The organism is Candidatus Methylomirabilota bacterium (assembly GCA_036002485.1).
Classification (GTDB): Bacteria; Methylomirabilota; Methylomirabilia; order Rokubacteriales; family CSP1-6; genus AR37.
The window spans coordinates 1-21,491 of sequence record DASYTI010000139.1 but is presented as its reverse complement, the minus strand read 5'-3'; the positions used below and the strand labels follow the sequence as shown (position 1 = coordinate 21,491).

The 21,491-nt window shown below is 68.0% G+C and carries 23 protein-coding genes; 11 read left to right on the top strand and 12 right to left on the bottom strand.

The genetic code is table 11. The features are described from left to right. Positions 1-18: 18 nt before the first annotated feature. Together VGT00_13750 and VGT00_13745 are read right to left on the bottom strand one after the other, a co-directional pair. Entirely contained in the window at positions 19-1,011 is a 993-nt protein-coding gene (locus tag VGT00_13750; protein HEV8532478.1) for an ABC transporter substrate-binding protein, read from the bottom strand. A gap of 134 nt (positions 1,012-1,145) precedes the next feature. Continuing rightward, entirely contained in the window at positions 1,146-2,270 is a 1,125-nt protein-coding gene (locus tag VGT00_13745) for an FAD-binding oxidoreductase (protein ID HEV8532477.1), read from the bottom strand. A gap of 68 nt (positions 2,271-2,338) precedes the next feature. Between VGT00_13745 and VGT00_13740 the strand changes: the two genes are divergently transcribed. The 3 genes from VGT00_13740 to VGT00_13730 are packed head-to-tail and all read left to right on the top strand — an operon-like array spanning position 2,339 to position 4,937. After that, entirely contained in the window at positions 2,339-3,574 is a 1,236-nt protein-coding gene (locus VGT00_13740; protein HEV8532476.1) for an ABC transporter substrate-binding protein, read from the top strand. Between the two features lie 10 nt (positions 3,575-3,584). Continuing rightward, a complete protein-coding gene (locus tag VGT00_13735; GenBank protein HEV8532475.1) occupies positions 3,585-4,580 on the top strand; it encodes an LLM class flavin-dependent oxidoreductase in 996 nt (331 codons plus the stop codon). Between the two features lie 57 nt (positions 4,581-4,637). Further along, on the top strand, positions 4,638-4,937 hold the full coding sequence (locus VGT00_13730) for a hypothetical protein (GenBank protein ID HEV8532474.1): 300 nt from the start codon (positions 4,638-4,640) through the stop codon (positions 4,935-4,937). A 22-nt stretch (positions 4,938-4,959) separates the two neighbouring features. Here VGT00_13730 and VGT00_13725 read toward each other — a convergent pair whose 3' ends face one another. Then, on the bottom strand, positions 4,960-5,526 hold the full coding sequence (locus tag VGT00_13725; GenBank protein HEV8532473.1) for a YceI family protein: 567 nt from the start codon (positions 5,524-5,526) through the stop codon (positions 4,960-4,962). A gap of 126 nt (positions 5,527-5,652) precedes the next feature. Here VGT00_13725 and VGT00_13720 point away from each other — a divergent pair, with 126 nt between their 5' ends. From VGT00_13720 to VGT00_13710, 3 genes are all read left to right on the top strand, one after another. After that, positions 5,653-5,835, top strand: a complete 183-nt coding sequence (locus VGT00_13720; GenBank protein ID HEV8532472.1) for a hypothetical protein — start codon at positions 5,653-5,655, stop codon at positions 5,833-5,835. 137 nt (positions 5,836-5,972) lie between these two features. Further along, positions 5,973-6,920, top strand: a complete 948-nt coding sequence (locus tag VGT00_13715; GenBank protein ID HEV8532471.1) for a VOC family protein — start codon at positions 5,973-5,975, stop codon at positions 6,918-6,920. 12 nt (positions 6,921-6,932) lie between these two features. Beyond that, the gene (locus tag VGT00_13710) at positions 6,933-7,928 is read left to right on the top strand and encodes an amidohydrolase family protein (protein HEV8532470.1); all 996 of its coding nucleotides are present in this window, start codon (positions 6,933-6,935) and stop codon (positions 7,926-7,928) included. A gap of 48 nt (positions 7,929-7,976) precedes the next feature. Here the strand turns inward: VGT00_13710 and VGT00_13705 are convergent, their stop codons facing one another. The 7 genes from VGT00_13705 to VGT00_13675 all read right to left on the bottom strand — a co-directional run bounded on the left by VGT00_13705 (position 7,977) and on the right by VGT00_13675 (position 14,233). Next, entirely contained in the window at positions 7,977-8,696 is a 720-nt protein-coding gene (locus VGT00_13705; GenBank protein ID HEV8532469.1) for an ABC transporter ATP-binding protein, read from the bottom strand. Then, positions 8,686-9,423: an ABC transporter ATP-binding protein gene (locus tag VGT00_13700; GenBank protein ID HEV8532468.1), complete on the bottom strand. Its 738-nt coding sequence runs from the start codon at positions 9,421-9,423 to the stop codon at positions 8,686-8,688. Before VGT00_13700 ends, VGT00_13705 begins: the two co-directional genes overlap by 11 nt. Continuing rightward, positions 9,420-10,349 carry a branched-chain amino acid ABC transporter permease gene (locus VGT00_13695; protein ID HEV8532467.1) on the bottom strand — a complete coding sequence of 310 codons (930 nt, stop codon included), beginning with the start codon at positions 10,347-10,349 and terminating at the stop codon, positions 9,420-9,422. The genes VGT00_13700 and VGT00_13695 overlap by 4 nt, the downstream gene beginning before the upstream one ends. Further along, entirely contained in the window at positions 10,346-11,206 is an 861-nt protein-coding gene (locus VGT00_13690; protein ID HEV8532466.1) for a branched-chain amino acid ABC transporter permease, read from the bottom strand. The genes VGT00_13695 and VGT00_13690 overlap by 4 nt, the downstream gene beginning before the upstream one ends. A gap of 84 nt (positions 11,207-11,290) precedes the next feature. Continuing rightward, a complete protein-coding gene (locus VGT00_13685) occupies positions 11,291-12,523 on the bottom strand; it encodes an ABC transporter substrate-binding protein (GenBank protein ID HEV8532465.1) in 1,233 nt (410 codons plus the stop codon). A 28-nt stretch (positions 12,524-12,551) separates the two neighbouring features. After that, the gene (locus tag VGT00_13680; GenBank protein ID HEV8532464.1) at positions 12,552-13,091 is read right to left on the bottom strand and encodes a VOC family protein; all 540 of its coding nucleotides are present in this window, start codon (positions 13,089-13,091) and stop codon (positions 12,552-12,554) included. A gap of 23 nt (positions 13,092-13,114) precedes the next feature. Continuing rightward, positions 13,115-14,233 carry an amidohydrolase family protein gene (locus tag VGT00_13675; GenBank protein ID HEV8532463.1) on the bottom strand — a complete coding sequence of 373 codons (1,119 nt, stop codon included), beginning with the start codon at positions 14,231-14,233 and terminating at the stop codon, positions 13,115-13,117. Positions 14,234-14,422: 189 nt separating this feature from the next. Between VGT00_13675 and VGT00_13670 the strand changes: the two genes are divergently transcribed. The 4 genes from VGT00_13670 (at position 14,423) to VGT00_13655 (ending at position 18,292) form a co-directional block, all read left to right on the top strand. Then, entirely contained in the window at positions 14,423-14,650 is a 228-nt protein-coding gene (locus VGT00_13670; GenBank protein ID HEV8532462.1) for a plasmid stabilization protein, read from the top strand. After that, positions 14,647-15,123, top strand: a complete 477-nt coding sequence (locus VGT00_13665; GenBank protein ID HEV8532461.1) for a type II toxin-antitoxin system VapC family toxin — start codon at positions 14,647-14,649, stop codon at positions 15,121-15,123. Before VGT00_13670 ends, VGT00_13665 begins: the two co-directional genes overlap by 4 nt. Before the next feature lie 93 nt (positions 15,124-15,216). After that, the gene (locus VGT00_13660; GenBank protein HEV8532460.1) at positions 15,217-16,923 is read left to right on the top strand and encodes an amidohydrolase family protein; all 1,707 of its coding nucleotides are present in this window, start codon (positions 15,217-15,219) and stop codon (positions 16,921-16,923) included. A gap of 259 nt (positions 16,924-17,182) precedes the next feature. Continuing rightward, positions 17,183-18,292: a mandelate racemase/muconate lactonizing enzyme family protein gene (locus tag VGT00_13655; protein ID HEV8532459.1), complete on the top strand. Its 1,110-nt coding sequence runs from the start codon at positions 17,183-17,185 to the stop codon at positions 18,290-18,292. A 201-nt stretch (positions 18,293-18,493) separates the two neighbouring features. On the opposite strand, the gene VGT00_13650 is transcribed toward VGT00_13655, so the two are convergent. Both VGT00_13650 and VGT00_13645 read right to left on the bottom strand, forming a co-directional pair. Next, on the bottom strand, positions 18,494-19,345 hold the full coding sequence (locus VGT00_13650) for an ABC transporter permease (GenBank protein HEV8532458.1): 852 nt from the start codon (positions 19,343-19,345) through the stop codon (positions 18,494-18,496). Between the two features lie 13 nt (positions 19,346-19,358). Next, positions 19,359-20,309 carry an ABC transporter permease gene (locus VGT00_13645; protein HEV8532457.1) on the bottom strand — a complete coding sequence of 317 codons (951 nt, stop codon included), beginning with the start codon at positions 20,307-20,309 and terminating at the stop codon, positions 19,359-19,361. Between the two features lie 356 nt (positions 20,310-20,665). Between VGT00_13645 and VGT00_13640 the strand changes: the two genes are divergently transcribed. Further along, positions 20,666-21,322, top strand: coding sequence for a transposase (locus tag VGT00_13640; GenBank protein ID HEV8532456.1), 657 nt, complete (start codon positions 20,666-20,668; stop codon positions 21,320-21,322). The last annotated feature ends 169 nt before the right edge of the window (positions 21,323-21,491 follow it).

The following is a 21,491-nucleotide window of genomic DNA, read 5'->3' as shown; positions in this document are numbered from 1 at the left end:
GGCCAGCCTTTCGAGTAGTCACCTGATTACCTCTTCGGCCCGAGCCAGCAGCGACGGCGGGATGGTGAGCCCGAGCACCTTGGCGGTCTTGAGGTTGATGACGAGCTCGAACTTCGTCGGCTGTTCGACGGGCAGATCGGCGGGCTTGGCGCCCTTGAGAATCCTGTCGACATAGTAGGCAGCGCGCCGGTAGTTCTCTCCCGGGTTCCTCCCGTATGCCATGAGGCCACCGAACTTCGGTTGATCCAGTATCCCGAACATCGCCGGTAAGCGGTGCCTCACCGTCAGTTCCGCCATCCGTGCCCGGTAGATGTAGAACATTCCATCCGCGACAACGAGTGCCGCATCCACGCGACCCCTGACCATGGCCGAGAAGGCACCATCAAAGTCATCGGGGCCTCGCGCCTCAACGACGAGAGCCCGCAACCCTATCGACTTGGCGGCCGCCTCGGCTTCTCTCAGCATGGTCCGGCCGTCGGGATTGAGAGGGTTCCAGAGGATGCCGACCCGTGACGCCCGGGGAATCGCCTCCTTGAGGAGCCCCATCTGTTTCCCCACGACCTCGGTCGCGATAGTGGTCAGGCCCGTGATGTTCCCGCCCGGCCTCGCCAGGCTGGCGATGAGCCCGCTCGCAACGGGATCCGTCACACTCACCATCACGATCGGAATCGTCGTCGTCGCCTCCTTGGCGGCCAGGGCCGCCAACGCGACGGACACCACCAAGACCTCGACCCTGAGGCGCACGAGCTCGGCTGCCCCGACGCGGATCTGCTCATTGTTCGCCGATTCCGTCGATCGGTACTCGATGGTGATGTTCTGTCCCTCCACGTACCCTCGCTCACGGAGCCCCTGATGAAAGGCTTGAACGAGAACGCCACCCCATTCGCTAGACGGGGGAGGCCCGAGGAACCCGATCCGCCAGACCTTCGGCGCCTGCTGCGCGCCTGCGGCGCGCGGAGCAGCGAGGAGGCGGCTAGTCAAGCCCCCGATGAACGCCCGGCGCCTGATCATTGGATGACCTCGTCGGCCCGCAGCAGCATGAGGGGAAGACTGACCATCATGATGACCCGTGGAACCGTCATATGAGCCCTCCGTCGAGACCGAGCCGCATGCCTAGCCTTGCCGGCCGTCATGAATTGCTCGTCTCAGGAGCCCGCCAGGCCCGGCCGGTCGACGCGAAGACCGCGCCAGAGCGGCTCGAGGGCGTCGCGCCCCTGCGCCAGTCTCGCAAGCACGTCGCCGACCACGGGACTCAAGGCGAACCCGTGGCCCGAGAATCCGGCGGCGACGAGCAGCCCGTCGACGCCGGGGACCGGCCCCAGCACGGGGAGCTCGTCCGGCGTGAACGCCTCGAGCCCGGCCCAGCTCTCGGCCAGCGCACAGTCGCTCAGCACCGGATAAACGGAAGCCGCGACCTCCAGGCTCCCCTTCACGCTGTCCTCGAGCACTTCCCAGCGATTGCTCGCAAGATCGACGATGCGCGCCGGCCAGCCGCCGCCGATGAGATAGGCGCCATCCATGAGCTGCTTGAGGCTCAGCTTTCTCTCGAAGCAGCCGACGACCGGAGTCAGCGCGCGCGCCGCGGGCACCGTGAGCAGCATCTGGAGCGGTCGCGTCTCCAGCGGCAGTCGGACCCCGAGAGCGGCCAGGAGGGAGGCGCTCCAGGCGCCGGCCGCCACGATGGCGACGTCGCAGGATTGCCGCGCGCCGTCGCTTCGCTCGATGGCCACCACGCGACCGCCCTCGGCGAGCAGCCGTCGCGCGCCGACGCCCTCTTCGATCTGCGCGCCGAGGCGCCGGGCCGCCATCGCGAAGGCCTGCACCGTGGCCATGGCGCCAGCCTGGCCATCGATAGAGGAGAAGACGCCGCCCAGACACTCGGGAGATATGCCGGGCACGAGACGCCTCGTCGCCGCCGCGTCGACGACCTCGAGGGGCACGCCATCAGCGCGCTGCTCGTCCGCCCAGCTTCGCGCCGCCCGCCACGCGCCGTCGTCGAGGGCCACGCGGAGCCCGCCCCCGCGCCGGTATCGAGTCTCCGCTTCCAGCTCCCGATTGAGCTCGGGCCAGCGCCTCAGACTCTCGAGGGCGAGGCGGCGCTCGGCTGGATCACGGCCCATGGCCCGCACACCCGCCGCGCTCGCGCCCGAGGCGGCCGAGCCGATACGGGCCCGTTCGAGCACGGTCACGGGGCGCGCGGAATCCGCGCGGCGGATATGGAATGCCGCGCTCAGACCCACGAGACCGCCGCCCACGATCATGACGGACATGGCGGGAAGCCTAGCGTAGTCGCGACGTGCTAGTCTAGCGGCCTGCTCGAACTCAAGGAGGAGCGCGCATGAGAGTCATCCGCGTCGTCGCCGCCGCGTCCATGGCCCTGGCCTTGATCGCCCTCGCGCCTCGTCCCTCGACCGCCGCGGAGACGATCCGCATCGGATTCCTCGGCCCCCAGACGGGGATCTTCGCCCAGGCCGGCAAGGACATGCTCGACGGCCTCAAGCTGGCGCTGGAGCAGATCGGCTACCAGGCGGGTGGCCGCAAGATCGAGCTCTTCGAGGAGGACACGGAGGGCAACTCGACCACGGCCATCGCGAAGTACCGGAAGCTCGTCAGCCACGACAAGATCCATGTCCTCACCGGCGTCCTTCTCGCCAACGTGGGCAATAGCCTGGTCCCCCTCATCGAGCGCGACCAGCTCCCCACGCTGTTCCTCACCACGCCCGACGACCTGACCAAGCGCAAGATTGCCAAGTGGCTCCTGCGCTCGAACTTCGCGGCGAGCCAGATCATGCATCCCCTGGGCGACTACGCGGCGAAAACGCTCAAGTACCGGCGGGTGGCGACCGTGGCCATGGACAATCCCTTCGGGCACGAGGAGATCGGGGGATTCCATCGAGTCTTCGAGGACAGCGGGGGCAAGGTCGTCCAGAAGCTCTGGGTGCCCCTGAACGCCCTCGACTTCGCGCCGTATCTGGCCCAGATCCCGCCCGACGTCGACGCCGTGTGCGCCGTCTTCGCGGCGGGCCAGGCCGTGCGCTTCGTCAAGCAGTACGCAGAGTCTCGACTGAAGGGCAAGGTGCCCCTCATCGGCACCGGCGTCATGACCGACGAGAGCGCGCTGCGCGGGATGGGTGACGAGGCCGTGGGCATCGTGGGCGCGCTCCTCTGGAGCCCCACGCTGCAGAATCCCGCGAATCAGACGTTCATGAAGCTGGCCGAGGCGAAGTTCGGGAGAACGCCCGCCTACTTCCATGCCGTCATGTACAGCTCCGGACGCTGGATCGCCGAGGCCGCGCGGTCCCTGGATGGACAGGTCGAGGACCGTGAGAAGCTCGTGGCGGCCATCCGCCGCGCCATCGAGGCCACCCCCGATCCCCGCGGGCCCATCAAGCTGGACGAGTACGGCAACCCGACGGAGAACGTGTACATCGTTCGCGTGGACAGGCAGGGCGGCAAGCTCGTCAACACCATCATCCACACCTATCCGCTCGTCTCGCAATTCTGGACCTACAAACCCGAGGAGTTTCTGAAGAACCCCGCCTACTCGCGCGACTATCCCCCCCTCAAACCCTGAAGCTGCGCTCATGCGTTGCGGGTTCTTTTTCTGGCCCTACACGCCCGAGTACACGGCTCGCATGGCGCGGCTCGGGGACGACTACGGCTTCGACATGGTGGGCATCGCCGACACGCCGGGCAATGCCATGGATCCCTGGGTGGCCATGACCCTGGCCGTCTCCGCCACCTCGCGCGTCCGGCTCGCCACGTGCGTGACAAACCTGGTCAGCCGCCATCCGTCCATCACCGCATCGGCGGCGGCGTCAGTCGACATCGCCTCGGGCGGCCGTACCATCCTGGGCATAGGCGCCGGGCATAGCGGGGTCACCAATATCGGAGGTGTCCCCGCGGGGCCCGAAGCCTTGCGCGACGGCATTGCCTTTCTCAGAGAGGTGCTGAGCGGCAAGCCGGCCTCGTGGCGTGGCGTCAGCGCCCACCTGCCCTGGGTGCGGAAGCGGGTGCCCGTCTACGCGGCGGCCTCGGGACCCGTGGCCCTGCGGGCCGCCGGCGCGGTAGCCGACGGCGCCTTCGTGAACTATGGCCTCGGGCGGGAGCACGTGAGGCATGCGCGCGCGCTGATCGAGGCCGGCGCCAAGGAAGCGGGGCGGCCGTCGAGCGACATCGACGTGTGGTCCATCGCCTGCCTCGACGTGAGCGAGAAACGCGAGGCGGCTCACGAGAAGCTCGGAAATATCCTCGGCTTCGTGGCCGCCTACATCCTGGGACCTGATCCCAAGGGGCGCGGAGTTCCTCCCGAGCTCGTGGCGGGCGTGCGGGAGCTTCGCCGAAGCTACACGACGCGACAGCGGGAGATGGATCCCACGCTGGTAAAGCGGCTGGGGCTCTTCGACTATCTGCGGGCCCGGCTCGCCATCGCCGGCACTCCCGACGACTGCATCGAGCAGGCGCGCGCGGCGGCCGCCGCGGGAGCGAGCCAGCTCATGTTCACGGTCAGCCTGGCCGCCGATCCCGTGCGCACGGTGGAGCTGTTCGGCCGCGAGGTCCTCCCCGCTCTCGCTCGCTGAGACGACGAGTCTGCTAGACTTGAGGCCAGCACGTCACGCTGGCGAGAGGAGGCATGCATGGTCGCGCTCAGATCCCTTTCCTTTCTCCTGGTCCTGATGGTGGCGGTGGGGTGCACCAGCGGCGCTCGCTACGCCTCCTTCTCGGAAAAGACATGGGACAAGGCCGGGGGGACGGAAGCGGAGCTCAGGAAGGATCGGGGAGCGTGCCGAGAGCAGACCGGCGTCGGTGCCGATGACCCGCGCACGCTCGGCGGCGTGCAGCTCACCCCGGCGGAGAACGACGCGATTCGCCCCTATCTGGACTGCATGAAGGCCCGCGGGTGGTGGATCATCAATCCCACGACCTATGGAGCCTAGCGAAGGCGGCCACGGCCGCCCGTCAGGACACGCGGGCGCGGATCGTGAAGGTCACCCGCACGGAGTCGCCGACGGGATTCCAGGCGGACGAGTAGTTGATCCCATAGTCCCGACGATTCAGGACGAACTCACCCGCGGCGACCAGGGCGACCTCGGAGAGCTGAACCTCCACGGGCACCGCGATCTCCCGCGTCACCCCGTGCACGGTGAGCTGGCCGTTGACCACGGCCTTGCGCCCCGTCACCTCCACGCGCTGGCTCTCAAACTTGATGGTCGGGAAGCGCGCCACGTCGAGGAAATCCGCGCCGCGCAGATGCTTGTCGCGCATGCCGATGCCCGTGTCGACGGACACGGCCTCGATGGTCACGGTGATCTTCGCCGTGGCGGGGTCCTTGGGATCGACGGTCACCTCGCCCGCGAACCTGGAGAACTTTCCGTCGGCGTCCATCAGGCGCGAGGTCGCCTTGAACCGCACGTCGCTGGCCTCGGGCTGGACGCGGAAGCGCGTCGGGTCGGCGGCCGCCACGCTAACCGCGAGCAGGGTGGCCGCGACGAGGAAAAGAGGCAAGAGGGCGGCCCGGCGGCTCATCTCTCCCAGTATGGGGCGAGGGTCAAGCCGACGGTTCCGCCGAGGGTGGGCCACCCCTCACCCTGCCCTCTCCCCTGAGGGGAGAGGGATACTTCCGAGAGGCGATGGCGCCGGGGGAGGCTTTGCATGGTACCGATTGAGGTCCGGGCCTTCAGGCTGCTCGCCATCTGCGTCATCCTGCTCGCCGTCGTGCTCATCTTCCAGCTCTTTCCACGACGGGCGGCCGTTCTCGAGCGATCCGTGGTGCTGCTCGTGCTCGCTCTGGTCGTCATCCTCGCCATCGTCGTGCTGGCCACGGCGACGCCCTGAGCCGGGCGAGAAGGCGTGTTCAAAGCGTCGAGGATGCGGTACGTTCCCGGGGGTGGGTCGCCCGGGCCGCCCCCCGGAACCATCCAGCGGGATGGTCTCTTTGTGAACAACAACGCAGAAAGACAATGGAGAGGATCATGGCGCAGATCAAGGTGACCGACCTCGCGTATGGACGGCTCCGCTCCCCCGATCTGGACGTGGCGGAGGAGTTCCTGACCCATTTCGGAATGGTCAAGGCGGAACGGACCAAGAACGCCCTCTACATGCGCGGGACGGATCCCACTCATCACATTCACGTCACGGAAAAAGGCGATCCCGGCTTCGTGGGCTTCGCCTACTACGCGGCCAGCCTGGACGACCTCAAGCGGCTGGCCAAGGCCCCCGGCGCCTCGCCCGTGGAGGCCATCGACGAGCCGGGCGGCGGCAAGCGCGTCCGGCTGCGGGAGCCGCATGGCTACCAGATCGAGGTGGTCCACGGCATCAAGCGGCTCCCCGCCATCACCGTGAAGCGCCAGCCGCTCAATCTCGGCAACGACTCGCTGAAGCGGGCAGGCACCCTGATGCGGCTTCCCAAGGGTGCCTCGCGGGTGAAGCGGATCGGCCACGGGGTCATGGCCGTTCCCGACGTGAAGGAGACGGCGCAGTGGTTCCGCGAGACGCTGGGCTTCATCTGCTCGGACGACGTCTACGCGGGGAGCAAGGACAACATCATCGGGTCCTTCAATCGCTGCGACCGCGGCAAGGAGTACGTCGACCACCACGTGTTCTTCTGCATCAGGAACGAGCGGGCGGGGCTCAACCACCTGTCCTTCGAGGTCCAGGACATCGATGACGTCTTCATGGGCCACGAGTACCTCAAACAGCTCGGCAAGTACGAGCACATGTGGGGGATCGGACGGCATCTGCTGGGGAGCCAGATCTACGACTACTGGGCCGACCCGTGGGGCCGGGTGCACGAGCACTGGTCGGATACCGATCGCCTGAATGTCAAGAACGGCTCGAACCTGCTCTCGGCCGAGGAGGGGCTGGTCTCGCAGTGGGGAGAGCGGCCGCCGGAGAAGTTCATCCAGACTGTCTGCCCGTAGCGAAGGAGACCTATGCGCAGCATCGACATCCACGCCCATCTGACCCCGCAATGCTTCTGGCGGGCCACGGAGAACGGCGGCGCCTGGCACACCATCACCCGCGAGAAGGACGCGCGGGGAGCGGAGACGGCGGTGGTGGGCAGCCACCGGCAGCTGCTTCCGCCGCGCGCCCGATGGACACCCGAGGAGCGTCTCGCCGACATGGCTTCGCTCGGGGTGGACGTCCACGTCGTTTCGCCGTATGTCGGCTTCTACAACTATCATCTCGACGCCAAGGTGGCGACAGCCACCTCGAAGGCCACCAACGACGAGATCGCTGACATGACCCGGACCTGGCCCCAGCGCTTCGCCGGGCTCGGCACCCTGCCCATGCAGGACGTGAAAGCCGCCATCGCCGAGATGGAACGGTGCATGACCCAGCTCGGACTCAAGGGCGTGGAGATCAACGATCACGTCCTTGGCCGCACCCTCGACGAGCCGGAGTTTCGCCCCTTCTGGAAGGCCGCGGAGCAGATGGGCGCCCTCGTCTTCTTCCACCAGGGAGGCGAGACGCTGGTGAGCCCGCGGAGCAAGCGCTACCACCTGCCGAATACCATCGGCAACCTCGTGGATCGCGCGGTGACCTTCGCCACCCTGGTCCACGGCGGGGTCATGGACGAGTGCCCCGACCTCAAGATCGTTCTCGGCCACGGCGGTGGCTATACCTGCTACGGCATCGGCCGCATGGACCACGGCTGGCAGGTACGGTCAGAGGCGCGCGCTCACATCACCAAGCCTCCCAGCGCCTACCTCAACCGTTTCTACTACGACTGCATCGTCTACACGGAGGAGGCCCTGCGCTTCCTCATCGACACCGTGGGCGTCGATCGAGTGGTCTTCGGAACGGACTGGCCGTATGACATGGCGCTGGACTGGCCGGTCTCCTGGATCCTCGGCATGAAGAGCCTCTCGTCGGACGAGAAAGAGGCGATCCTGTCGAAGAATCTGGAGCGCCTGCTGAAGATCTGACCGGCCGAGGAAGGCGACCGCTCGTCGTCGGCTCTTCCCGACGGCGGGTCAGTAGATCCCCAGGTGCTGGCTCAGGTCGATGCCGCGCTGGCGCAGGTCGGCCGCCGGTCCCTGGACCGCCACATGGCCGCTGTTGAGGATGACGATGTCGTCGGCCACGTCGAAGACCAGCTTGGCGTTCTGCTCGACGAGCACGATGGACAGCCCCTGCTCCTTGAGGCGCCGGATGGTCGACATGACCTCGGCCACGATCTGCGGGGCCAGGCCTTCCGACGGCTCGTCCATCAAGAGCACGCGCGGGTTCGACATCAGGGCCCGGCCGATGGCGAGCATCTGCTGCTCGCCGCCGGAGAGAGAGCCGGCGATCTGCTGGTGGCGCTCGCGAAGGACGGGGAAGAGGGCAAACACGGTCTCGAGCGTCCACAGCATGGGCAGGCGGCCCCGCGGCTTGCGCCCGGCCACGGCCAGGTTCTCCCGGACGGTGAGGCTGCGAAAGACCCGGCGCCCCTGCGGCACCAGGGCCACGCCCTGCGCGGCGACGGCCTCGGGGGAGCGACCGGTGACCGCGCTTCCGAAGACGGTGACGGCGCCGCGGCGCGGGGGGAGCAGGCCGATCGTCACGTTCATGGACGTGGACTTGCCCGCGCCGTTGCGGCCGAGCAGGCCGAGGAGACGGCCTTCGCCCAGCTGCAGCGATACGCGGTGCAACACATGGCTGTCGCCGTAGAACGCATCGATCTCGCTCAGCACGAGCGCATCACTCGCCAAGGTAGATCTCCTTGGTACGCGGATGGGCCACCACCTCGGCCCGCGTGCCCTCGACCACCACCTTCCCGAAATGCAGCACGGTGATCCGCTCGGCGAAGTCGAGGGCCACGTCCATGTCGTGCTCGATCATCACCACGGTGACATCTCGCGGTATTTCGTTCACGAGGCGGAGGACATCCCGGCGCTCGTCGATGGACAGGCCCGCGAACGGCTCGTCGAGCAGCAGGATCCTCGGGTTCTGGGCCAGGGCCATGGCGATCTCGGCGCGACGTCGCTCTCCGTAGGAAGTCTGGGCGAGAGGGCGCTCGGCGAGATGGTCGAGGCCCACCCGCGCCAGGGTGGCCCGCGCCTGATCCACCAGCCCCTCTCGCTTGGCGAGCCTGACGAACGGGTTCCAGCGAAGGCGAGAGAGGCCGAGCAATGACAAGGTGATGTTGCGCAACAGCGTCTCGCCCTGGAACAGCGTGATGATCTGATAGGTGCGGGCAATGCCGAGATGGGTCCGCCGGCGGCTGGGCACCCCCGTGATGTCCCGATCGAAGAGGCTGACCGACCCGCCGTCCGGGCGGAGCTCGCCGGTGATGAGGTTGAAGAGCGTGGTCTTGCCGGCGCCATTCGGGCCGATGATGAGCCGGCGCTCGCCCGCCTCGACGCCCAGGCTCACGTCGGCGGTGACGCGCAGACCGCCGAACCGCTTCTCGAGCCCGCGAACGGCCAGCGCGCTCATCGCCCGCGCACCCGCCGCGCCAGTCGCACCGCACCCGGCACCAGCCCTTCCGGCATGAACACGACGATGGCCACGAAGATGGCGCCGAGGACGAAGTTCCAGCGCTCGATGTAGCCGCTCGCCACGTTCTTGATCACCACCACCAGCCCCGCCCCCGCGATGGGCCCGAGGAGGGTGGCCGAGCCGCCCGCGATCACCATCAGGAGCGCCTCGGCGGAGGCGGTGAGGGCCACCGCCTGGGGGCTCACGAACTGGTTGTAGTAGAGGTAGAGCAGTCCGGCCACCCCGCTCCAGAAGGCGGAGAAGAGAAAGGCGAGAAAGCGGATCATCCACACATGGTAGCCGAGCGCGTTCATGCGCCGCGGCTGATCGCGGGTGCCGCGCACGCTCGCTCCGAACGGTGAGGCCACGAAGATGGCCATGGAGATGACGGCGATCACGAACACGATGAGGGTCGCCCAGTAGAAGCGCGCGGGCGTGGTCAGCGACAGCCCGAGCGGGCTCGGGCGTCCGGTGATCGAGATGCCATTGTCGCCATTGGTGAGGCTGATCCAGCGATAGGCGACCCCCCAGACGATCTGACCGAGGGCCACGGTGATCATGACGAAGCCGAGCCCGGTGCCGCGCAGGGCCAGCACCGCGAAGACGGCGGCCGCCACCAGCGTCACCGCGAGGGCGCCCGTGGCCACGGTGACGTGGCCATAGCCGGCATTCATGATCTTGGCCGCGGCGTAGGCGGCGATGCCGAAGAGCCCCGCGTGGCCAAGGGTGACGAGCCCGGCATAGCCGGCCAGCACGTTCACGCCTAGGGCAAGGATGGCGTAAAGGAGGATCTGGCTCGCGATATTGACGTAGAAAGTGCCGCTGACCCAGAAGGGAACCGCCGCGAGGATCACGAGGGCGGCCATCCAGGCGAGCCGCTTCACAGGGCCGGCCGTCCGAAGAGGCCCTGGGGTCGCACCACCAGCACGATGAGCATGGGCAAGAACAGCACGACGTACGCGAGCTCGGGAAACATGGCCTGGCCGAAGTTGTAGAGGAAGCCGACCACGAAGCTGCCCACGAGCGAGCCGAGCAAGCTGCCGCTCCCGCCCAGGATGACCACGACGAGGGCCAGGGGCAGCATCTCTTGATCGAGCCCCGGATAGACAGAGAGGATAGGCCCGCCGATGACCCCGGCAAAGCCGGCCAGCCATGCCCCCAGGCAGAAGACGATGGTGAAGAGCCGCGAGACGCGGATACCCACCACGCGGGCCATGGCGGGATCGTCGACGCCGGCGCGGATCATGGCGCCGAGCCGCGTCCGGTCGAGCAACGCCCACAGCGCGGCCGCGAAGACTACGGCGATGAGGCTGATGGCGAGGCGATAGGTGGGAAAGCCCAGGCCGAGCATCGAGGTGGCGCCACGCAGACCGGCGGGCGTGTCGATGCGGATAGGATCGCCGGTCCACACCATGAGGCACACGTCGGCGACCATGAAGGACAGCCCCAGGGTAACCAGGACCTGCGCCAGCTCCGCCCCGGCCAGCCGGCGCAGGATGAAGCGCTCGATGACGCCGCCGAAGGCGGCCACGAGCAGCCCGCCCACGAGGGCGGCCGCCCAGAAATTGAACCCTCGCGCGATCAGGCTGGTGGCGAAGTACGCGCCCAGCATGAAGAAGGAGCCGTGGGTCAGGTTGGGGATCTTCATCAACCCGAAGATCAGGGAAAAGCCGGCGGACAGGAGAAAGAGGAGGCCGCCGAAGGTGATGCTGTTGACGGCCAACACCACCCACAGGCTCATGCCTTCAATCGAGGATGAGGGGAGCGAACGGCGCTCCCCCCATCACCCCCCACCGCCTTGTCCCGGGCACGCTCGATCGCGCGCTCAGCTCTTCAAGGGCGGGTAATCACGCGAGTAGACGGGCTGCGTGAGGAACCACTTCTCGTCGTAGGTCCAGAACTGGCTCACGTTCGGATAGGCCTTGATCGTCGTGTTGACGAGCTTGTCGCCCTTCCGCTCGCATTTCCGGATATAGAAGCTCCCGACGACGTTGCCGAAGTGGTCGAAGTGGAACGGTCCGCGCGGCGTGTCGGTGAGCTTCACGGCGCGCAACGCTTTGATGAACGCCTCCCTGTCGTCGGTCTTCCCGCCCGTCTTCTCGAGGGCCGCCTCGGCGACCATCCCGTTGACGTAGAGACCGGCGGAATAGGTGCCCGGGATGTTGCCGTAGTCGCGCACCATCCCGTCGATGAGCCGCTTGTTGCTCGGCGTGTCGAAATCGTTCGTATAGAAGTTGCTCGAGATCATCCCCAGCGCCTCGTCGCCGAAGGACTTCAGGAGCGCATCGTCGCCGGCCGGCGCGCCGGCGAGGACCGGGAGCTTGAGCCCCTGGTCCTTGTACTGCTTCATGAACTTCAAGGGGTTCGATCCGGCGAAGCCCTGGACGATTGCGTCGACGCCGCTGATCTGCGCGAGATACGGCGTGTAGTCGGGAGTCACGAGCGGCGGCCACAGCTTCTTCACGACCCGGCCCCCCGCGTCCTCGAAGACGCGCTGGAACCCGGCCATCTGCTCGTGGCCGAAGGCGAAGTCGTCCGCGAGGGTGATCACGCGCTTGAACTTCAGCTCCTTGGCCGCGTAGTCGGCCAGGGGGTGCAAGTACTGCGCCGAGGTGCCGGAGGCCCGGACGAAATACGGGTTGGGTCGGCGCTGGGTCATGTCCTCGGCCGCAGCGAGGCTCAGGATCGGCATCTTCGCGGCAGCGGCGTAGTCGGTGATGGCGAGCAGCTCGAAGGCCGCGAGCGGACCGAAGATCATGTCGACGTTGTCGCGCTCGACGAGCTCCTGAGTCTTGGTCTTGGTACCCGCGGGGTTGCCGCCCGTGTCGGCGACGATGAGCTCGACCTTGCGGCCGGCCAGCGTGTAGTTCCTGTCCTTGAGGAAGCGGATGGTGCCCTGCTCCATCTGGATGCCGCCCTGGGCAAGCGGCCCGGTCTTCACCGTCAGCAGGCCGATGCGGACCGGCTTGGCCTGGGCCCTGGCCGGCCGGGGCAGTGTGGCGGCGGCCGCGAGCGCGGTACCCGCCAGGAACGTGCGACGATCGAGCTTGGCCGTCATTGGCTCCCCTCCTGGGGCTTTGCTCCGTCTATGCCTGTCGAGTGACCCCGAGCGTCGCGGTCTCTTCGGACATCCGCCCTCCCACGGGCACGTCGCGAAGCTGATTCCAGAGCTGATCCACCTCGGCCAGCACGGCATCATCGGATTGCTCAATGTCGATGGGCTTCACGGTGGGCACCCAGCAGGGTCGGCCCGTGACCCAGAACACCTCGGTGCGATTGCCCTCGGGGTCGAAGAAGTAGCAGCCGATGGCGCTGGCGTGGTTGACGATGCCTTCGATGCGATAGCCCTCGGCGATCAGGCGGCGGCGAAAGGTCCGCAGGTCGTCGAGGGTGGACACCCGCATGGAGATCTGCTGGATGAGATGCGGATCCGCGGCGTCGGGCCTCCCGCGCATGAGCGCTATCTCGTGGTCCACGGCCTCAGGATCCGCGCTCAGAAAGACGGCGCCCGCGCGCCAGTTCTGCTTGGTCACCTGCATGCCCATGATGTCCCGGTAGAAGGCGACCATGCGGTCGAGGTCGCGCACGTAGATGCCGACGTGTCCGAGCCCTGTCACCCGTGCCATGGTTCCCCCTCGTGCGCTCGCGCCTAGGCGAGCGCGTAGAATCCCTTGGCGCCTCCGGCCAGGATCTGTCGCTTCGTCTCCGCCGACAGCTCCGGCCGGTCAGCGATCAGCTTCGGGGCGCCGGGGAAAAACCCGTCCGGGTGCGGATAGTCGGTGGCCCACAGGATCTTGTGCGGCCCGATGTAATCCGCGAGGACGCTGAGGCTGCCCTCCACGGGCTCGAAGGAGATCCAGCAGTTGCGCTGGAACAGCTCGCTCGGGCGCATGGAGAGATCCGAGTCGTTGAAGCCCTTGTCGTCGAAATGACGATCCATGCGGTCGAGCCAGGGGGCGATCCATCCCCCGCCCGACTCCAGGAAGGCAATGCGCACCTTCGGGTGCTTGTCGCACACGCCCTCCCAGATCACGCTCATGGCGGCCAGCATCATCTCGAGGGTGTGGGAGATGATGTGGCGCGCCCCGCGCGTGGTGAAGCGATCGACGCCCACCTGCGGCATGCCGCCGCTCGCCCCCTCGTGGAGCCCAATGGAGAAGTCCAGCTCCTCCACCTCGGACCAGAACGGCGCGTAGTCCGGGTGGTGCAGCATGCGGCCGTTGTAGGGATTGGGGCGGAGGAAGCCGCCACGCATGCCGAGCCGCGTGCGCGCGAAGCGCATCTCCTCGATGGCGAGATCGATCGACTGCATGGGGAGCATGGCCACCCCGAAGAGGCGATCGGGATAGGGCTTGCAGTAGTCCGCGAGCCAGCGGTTGTAGGCCCGGCAAACGGCGGCGGCGAGCCCGGGATCCTGGATGGCCCCCGAGAAGAGGCCGAGGCTCGGGTACAGGAAGGCGGCGTCGATGCCGTCGAGGTCCATGTCCGGGATGCGGGCGTGCGGATCGAAGCCGCCCTTGCGGCCCTCCACGTACTTCATGGTCATCTCGGCCACGTCACCCTGCCGGGCCCCGATGGCCCCGATGTTGCCGAGGCCCTTGGGGCTGCCCAGGATCTTGTCCTCGACGCTGAGCCGCTCCTTGCCGTCCTTGTCCACGATGATCCGCGGGGCGCGGTCGCGATACGCGGGATCCATGTACTTTTCCCAGATGTCCACCGGCTCGAGCACGTGTCCATCGGCATCGATGATGTTGTACGCGCGTCCCATGATCGGACTCCTTCCAAAGCGTCGGGTCGGGAGCAGCTCCTCAGGTGTGGCGGAGCTTAGTGTGTTCGCGAGGAGAGGTCAAGCGCCCGCATCACATCAAAATTTCGGTTACCGAGCAGGGGGTCGTCGACAGCGCTCGTCTGATAACACATTGCGATATCGCTGCTAGCATGAGACGATATCGACACCATGGCGACGATCATCATCCGGAACCTCGATGACGAGGTAGCCGAGCGTCTGCGGCTGCAGGCTCGCCTCCGCGGCGTGTCGGTCGAGCAGGAGGCGCGGCGAGTCCTCGCCGACGGCACGCGGGTGAGCCGGGCGGAGATTGCCGCGCGGGCGGCGGCCATTCGCGCCCGCCAGCGTCCCCACCGCTCCCGTGGAGTGGAGCTGATCCGGGAAGACCGGGAGCGATGACGCCACGCCGGGCGACCAGGGCCCCCGCCCGGCGCATGCGCGAGCGCGGCCCGCGATACACTCCGGCGATAGCGGAACCCGTCGTCGTCGACGCCTCCATCGCATTTCTCTGGTTCGCCAACGAGCCGGACAGGTGGGGAGCAGACCAGCTTCTCGAAACCGACTCTCCCCTGCTCGCTCCCGACCTGATGGCTGTCGAGGCCACCAACGCCTGGTGGAAGAAGCATCGTCGTCGCGAGATGGAGCGGGCGGACGTCGAGCAGGCCGTCACGAATCTCCTTGCCCTGGGAATTGGCTGGACGCCTTCGGCGGCGCTCCTTCCGTCTGCCGCTCGGCTGGCCGTCGAGCTCGGACATCCGGTCTATGACTGCCTGTACCTCGCGCTCGCCGTGTCGCACGCCGCCCCCATCGCGACGGCCGACGAGCGACTTCGGCAGGCGGCCAAGCGAATCGGCGTCCGGGTCAAGGCCTGACTCCGGGGCGCGCGGCCCATGACCTGGGCGAGGAGTTGGAGTACCATGAGGCGACTTCGACGAGTGGGCCCCTACGACCGAGAGGAGCAGGCAATGTCCTATGACCTCGTGATCAAGAACGGCTGGGTGGTGGACGGATCCGGGCAGCCCCGATACCGGGGCGACGTCGGGGTGACGGGCGGACGCATCGCCGCCATCGGCCGCATCCGGGAGTCCGCTCGCGAGGTCATCGACGCCGAGGGTCAGGTGGTGGCGCCCGGGTTCGTGGACGGCCACACTCACATGGACGCCCAGGTCTTCTGGGATCCCCTCGGCACTTGCTCGTGCTGGCACGGCGTGACCAGCGTGGTCATGGGGAATTGCGGGTTCACCCTCGCGCCCTGCGCCAAGCCCGACCGGCACCTCGTCATCCGCAATCTCGAGCGGGCCGAGGACATCGCCGCCAAGGCGATGGAGGCGGGCATCGACTGGACGTGGACGACCTTCGCGGAGTTCCTCGACACGCTCGACTCCCTGCCCAAAGGGATCAACTACGCGGGCTACCTCGGCCACTCCGCGCTGCGCACCTATGTCATGGGCGAGCGCGCCTTCGACAAGCCGGCCGATGAGAGCGATCTGGCCGCGATGGAAAAGGAGCTGAGGAGCGGCCTGGCCGCGGGAGCCATGGGCTTGACGACCTCGCGCTCGCCGAGCCACGAGACGCCCGATGGCCGCCCCGTGGCCAGCCGCCTCGCGACCTGGGACGAGGTGCGACGTCTGGTGGGCGCGATGGGCGAGATGAACGCCGGCATCTTCGAGATCGCCGGCGAGCGATTCGGCGACGATCACGAGGGGCTGCGCGACTATCACGTGCGGCTGCGCGATCTCGCCGTCGACACGGGGCGCCCCGTCACCTGGGGCCTCTTCAGCCGCCGCGACGCGCCCGAGCTGTGGCGGCAGTACATCGGCCTGCTCGAGGAGACGGCTCGCGCGGGTGGCCGCATGTTCGCCCAGGTCCACAGTCGCGCCCTCACCATCGTGCTCTCGTTCAAGACGAGCTTGCCCTTCGATCGGCTGCCCGTGTGGAAGGAGCTGCGGGCGTTGCCGCTCGAGGAGCAGAAGCGCCGGCTGCGCGACCCCGAGCTGAAGCGCCGGCTCGTCGAGGCCGCGGGTCAGCGCGACGAGCGCCAGCCCATCGGAGCCGAGCCGAGGGCCGCCGCCTACGAGTGGATCTTCCTCATGGACACGCCCGAAGGGCCGCACCGCTCCGTGGCGGAGATCGCGCGCGAGCGCGGCGTGGATCCCGTCGAGGCCATCATCGATCTCGCCCTCGAGAAGGACCTGGAGCGCTTCTTCCTCCAGCCCATCGCCAACGAGAACCAGGACCACGCCCTCGAGCTGATCAAGCATCCGCGGACCGTGGTGACCTTCTCGGACTCCGGCGCCCACGTCTCGCAGATCATGGACGCCTCGCTCCAGACCCATCTGCTCAGCTACTGGGTGCGGAGGAAGCAGGCCCTGACCCTCGAGCAGGCCGTGCGCATGCTGAGCTTCGACAACGCCACCCACTGGGGCTTCGCGGACCGCGGGCTGGTCCGGGAAGGGTTCGCCGCCGATCTCGTCGTCTTCGATCCCGACACCGTGGCGCCCGAGATGCCCGAGGTGGTGAACGACCTGCCGGCGGGCGCGCGACGCCTCGTGCAGCGGGCCCGCGGCATCTCCGCCACCGTGGTCAACGGCGAGACGGTGCTGCGCGACGGCAAGCACACGGGGGCGCTGCCGGGGCGGCTGCTGCGCGGTCCGCTCGCCCGCCGCTCCTGAAGAGCGGGCGAGGGGGAAGGGTCCCGATCATTCATGAACGAGACGCGCTCGTCGTACGGCCCCCTCACCCTGCCCTCTCCCCCGCGGCGGGGGCGAGGGAAGACAACACTCTCGCCACGCGGCTCTCTTGATTCTGATCCCTCTCCCCCACTGGGGGAGAGGGCCGCAGTTCGAGCCGAGACGTCCGCCTCGGGCGACGAGGTGAGGGCTGAGTAGATGAGGGGGTCAGATGTTCACGCATAGTCCGGGCTGAGCTCGCGTGCGCATCGAGAGCGTCGAGGCCATCCCCGTCGAGATTCCCCTCACCCGGAACTTCGGCGGCAGCACGTACGCTGTCCTCAAGCGCAACACCGTCATCACCCGCATGCGGACCGACGCGGGGCTCGTCAGCGAGGTCTACAACGGCGACAACCGGGAGCACGGCCTCGAGATCACGCGGCTGATCCACGAAGCCCTCGCCCCCCGCGTGATCGGCATGAGCATCTTCGAGGGCGAGCGCGTCTGGGAGACGATGTTCGCGCTCTCCCATGCGAGCCGCGACCGCAAGACGCTGCTGGAGGCCATCGCCTGCGTCGACTGCGCGCTCTGGGACCTTGCCGGCAAGGCGCTCGGCAAGAGCGTGTGCGCGCTCCTCGGCGGCTACCGGAGCCGGCTCCCCATCATCTCCATCGGTGGGTACTACATGGAAGGCAAGACGCTCGCGGATATCGGGCGCGAGATGGAAGCCTACCGCCGAGCGGGCATGGCGGGCTGCAAGTTCAAGGTGGGCGGACTCACGCCCGAGCAGGACGCGGAGCGCGTCGAGGTGGCGCGCCGCGCCGCCGGCCCCGACTTCGTGCTGGCCGTGGACGCCAACCGTGGCTGGCCGGCTCAGGATGCCGTGCGCTTCGCGCGCCTCATCGAGCACCTCGACATCCGCTGGTTCGAGGAGCCGTGCCACTGGTACGACGATGCCGCCCTCATGGCCCGGGTGCGCCAGGCCACGCGGATCCCCATCACGGCCGGGCAGAGCGAGATCACCAGCCACGGCGTGCGCCGCCTCCTGGAAGCCGGCGCCGTCGATCTCGTCAACGTCGACGCCTCGGAATGCGGTGGCGTCACGGAGTGGCGCCGGGCGGCCGCGCTCTGCGGCGCGGCGGGCGTGGACATGGCGCACCACGAGGAGTCGCAGATCGCCCAGCACCTGATGGCGGCGGTGCCGCACGGCACCTACGCCGAGTGCTTCGCCGACCCCGAGCGCGATCCGGTGTGGCAATCGATGTGGGCCAATCGTCCGGCGATCAAGGACGGCATGATCGAGGTCTCGCCAGACCCCGGCTTCGGCCTCGTTCTCGACGAAGCCATGATCCAGCGCTACCGCGTCGCTTAGCCCGAACTATTCACGAGCGCGCGTACCGCATCCTGGCCTCCCCCTCACCCTGCCCTCTCCCCCTTTCGGGGGCGAGGGATCAAAATGAATCCCTCTCCCTCTCCGAGGGAGAGGGCCGCAGTTCGAGCTGAAGGGCGCAGCCCTGAGGCGAGGGCTGAGTAGATCAGGGTGGCGTGGTCTCGCGAATAATCCAGGCTAATCTTAACTCCAGCCTTGCTGTCGCAGCCGAGGGTCGAGGCCGCGACGCAAGCCGTCTCCCAGTAGATTGAAGGCGAGGACGGTGACGAAGATGGCCGTGCCCGGCGCGAAGGAGAGCCACGGCGCCTGCTGCATGTATTGATAGCCCGCCTTGAGCATCGATCCCCAGCTGGACGTGGGTGGCTCGATGCCGAGGCCGAGGAAGCTGAGGGCGGCCTCGACGACGATGGCGGACGCCACCAGCAGCGATGTCTGTACGATGATCGGCGCGGTCACGTTCGGCCAGATGTGGCGGAGCATGATGCGCCCGGGCCCGGCGCCGAGCGCCCGCGCCGCCACGACGAAGTCGCGCTCGCGCACGGAGAGGGTCTGCCCGCGCACCAGCCGAGCAAAGATCGGGGTGAACACGACGCCGATGGCCAGCATGGCGTTGGTGAGGCCGGGCCCCAGGCTGGCCGCGATGGCCAGGGCCAGCACCAAGGTGGGGAACGACCACAGAGCGTCCACGAGGAGCACCAGCACGTCGTCGATCCAGCCGCCGTGGTATCCCGCGAGCAGTCCTATGGACACACCCGCGAGGAGCGCGAACCCCACCGAGACGACGCCGGCCTGCACCGACGTGCGCGCGCCGTGGATGATGCGGCTCAGCACATCCCGGCCCAGCTGGTCGGTGCCGAGCCAATGAGCGAGGGCGGGGGCGGTCAGGACCCCGGCTCGTTGGGCCTGATCGGGATTGTAGGGAGCGATCACGTCCGCGCTCAGGGCGACGAAGAGCACGAGAGCGACGACCACCAGCCCGAAGCCCGCCCCACGGGTCTGTAGTGCCCTGGTCAGAACCGCGCGGAGCCAGCCCACGATCGTCCTCCCGCTACCGGTAGCGAATGCGCGGATCTATGAAGGCGTAGAGGAAATCGGTGAACAGGTTGGCCAGCAACACCGCCAGGGCCAGGATGAGCACCACCCCCTGCAGCATGGGAAAGTCCCGGAAGAAGATGGAATCGGCGGCCAGGCGGCCCAGCCCGGGGAGCGCGAAGATGGTCTCCACGACAACCGCGCCCCCGAACAGTCGCCCCGTCTGAAGGCCGATGACGGTGACCACGGGAATCAGCGCGTTCCTGAGTGCGTGCCGTCCGACGACAACCGTTTCCCTTAGCCCTTTCGCCCTGGCCACCATGACGTATTCCTGCTGCAGGACCTCGATCAGCGCGGAGCGAAGCTGGCGCATCACCACGGCCGAGAGGGCCATTCCCAGCGAGAGGGCCGGCAGCACCATCGCCTGCAGGCTGGGCCCCAGACCCTGCGAAAGCGGCACGTAGCCGGATGGCGGCAACATCTTGAGCCAGACGGAGAAGACGTAGATGAGCATGATGCCCAGCCAGAAATCCGGAATCGCCACGCCACTCATGGCCAGCACGGTGCCCGCCTTGTCGGCATTGGAGTTGGGACGCACGGCGGAGAGAATGCCTACGGGCACCGCGAGCAGGAGGGCGATGACCATGGCCATCGCGGTGAGCTGAAGCGTCACGGGAAAGCGGGCCAGCAGTCCCTCCAGGGCGGGCTCGCGCGTCCGGATGGATCGCCCGAAATCCCCTCGCACCACGCGGCCCAGCCACTTGGCATACTGCACGGGGATCGGCTGATCCAGTCCCAGCTCCTTGCGCATGGTCTCGTACATCACCTTGTCACGCATGTTGGCTTCGCCGATGTAGGCCAGGGCGGGATCGCCAGGCAAGAGCAAGGCCACGGAAAAAGTCACCACCGTGACCAGGAAGAGCAACGGCACGAAGTAGACGAGCCGACGCAAGAGATACTCGCTCACGTTTCCCCCCAGGCAGCCGCGGTGAGCCGCCCGACCGGCCTCGATCCGAAGGTGACTCAGGCGATCCCGATTGTGTGCCGAACCGTTGGCGAATGCACGCGCCGAGGACGACCACACGAGAGACAGCACGCCACTCAAACATGCCCCTGCTTACGTTCGCTGAGCATTCCCTGTGCTACATCAGGAACTCGATGCGCTCTGCGGGCGAGGAGGACCATCCAGCTCCGGCCACACGCCAAGGACACCCAGAACCACCGCCCTCCCCGGGCCACATCACGTGATCGACGAGCGCGAGGCCGCCCGCCCCCACCTCGGTCCAGGGGCGGGTGGCGCTGGGCTCGCGCGCGGGGGCGCGAGTGCGACGGCTCGGCGCCGGGCGCGACGCGGCGGCCGTGACCTCGCGCGGGCCGCGGCAAGCGCACCTGGAGGGCTTCGACCTGCACGCCAACGTGTGGGTGTCGGCGAACGATCGGGCGGGGCTGGAGCGTCTGTGCCGCTATGTATTACGTCCGCCCTTCGCACAGGAGCGCCTGCGGCTGCGGAGCGACGGCCGCGTCGGGCTCGAGTTGAAGACGGCCTGGCGCGACGGCACGCGGGAGCTGGTGTTCGAGCCGCTGGAATTCCTGGAACGGTTGGCGGCGATGACGCCCAGGCCGGAAACCAACCTGCTCATCTGCCATGGCGTGTTGGCTCCGCGCGCCCGGTGGCGCGAGCGCGTGGTCGCGTACGGCCGCGTGCTCCCCGAGCCCACGGCCTCGGCGGCGCTGCTGGCCGCAGGTCCGGACGATGCTGGAGTGAAGCCCACCCCGCGCGCCTGGACCTGGGCGGCCCTCATGCACCGGGCATTTGCCATTGATGTCCTGGCCTGTGCCCATTGGGGGGGCCGGCTGCGCCTGATCGCCACGCTCCACGATCCCGCGGTCATCCGGAAGATCCTCGCGCACGTGGGGATCGGCCCCTCAGGGCCGAGCCCCGGTCCCGCCCCTCCCAAGTCCGGCGCCGCCACGCCCTGATCCGATCGGGGGCGCGGCGGACGCCGTCGTGCCCGCGCAGCGAGGCGCCCTCGCCGCTGATCCGGCCGGTTGACGGCGGCGGTTTGTCGGGCATAGCATGCCGCTCACCCGGGGCCAGCTCGCTCGACCCGCGAGGAGGCCGCTAATGTGCTCTGTGCCGTCGGCTCCT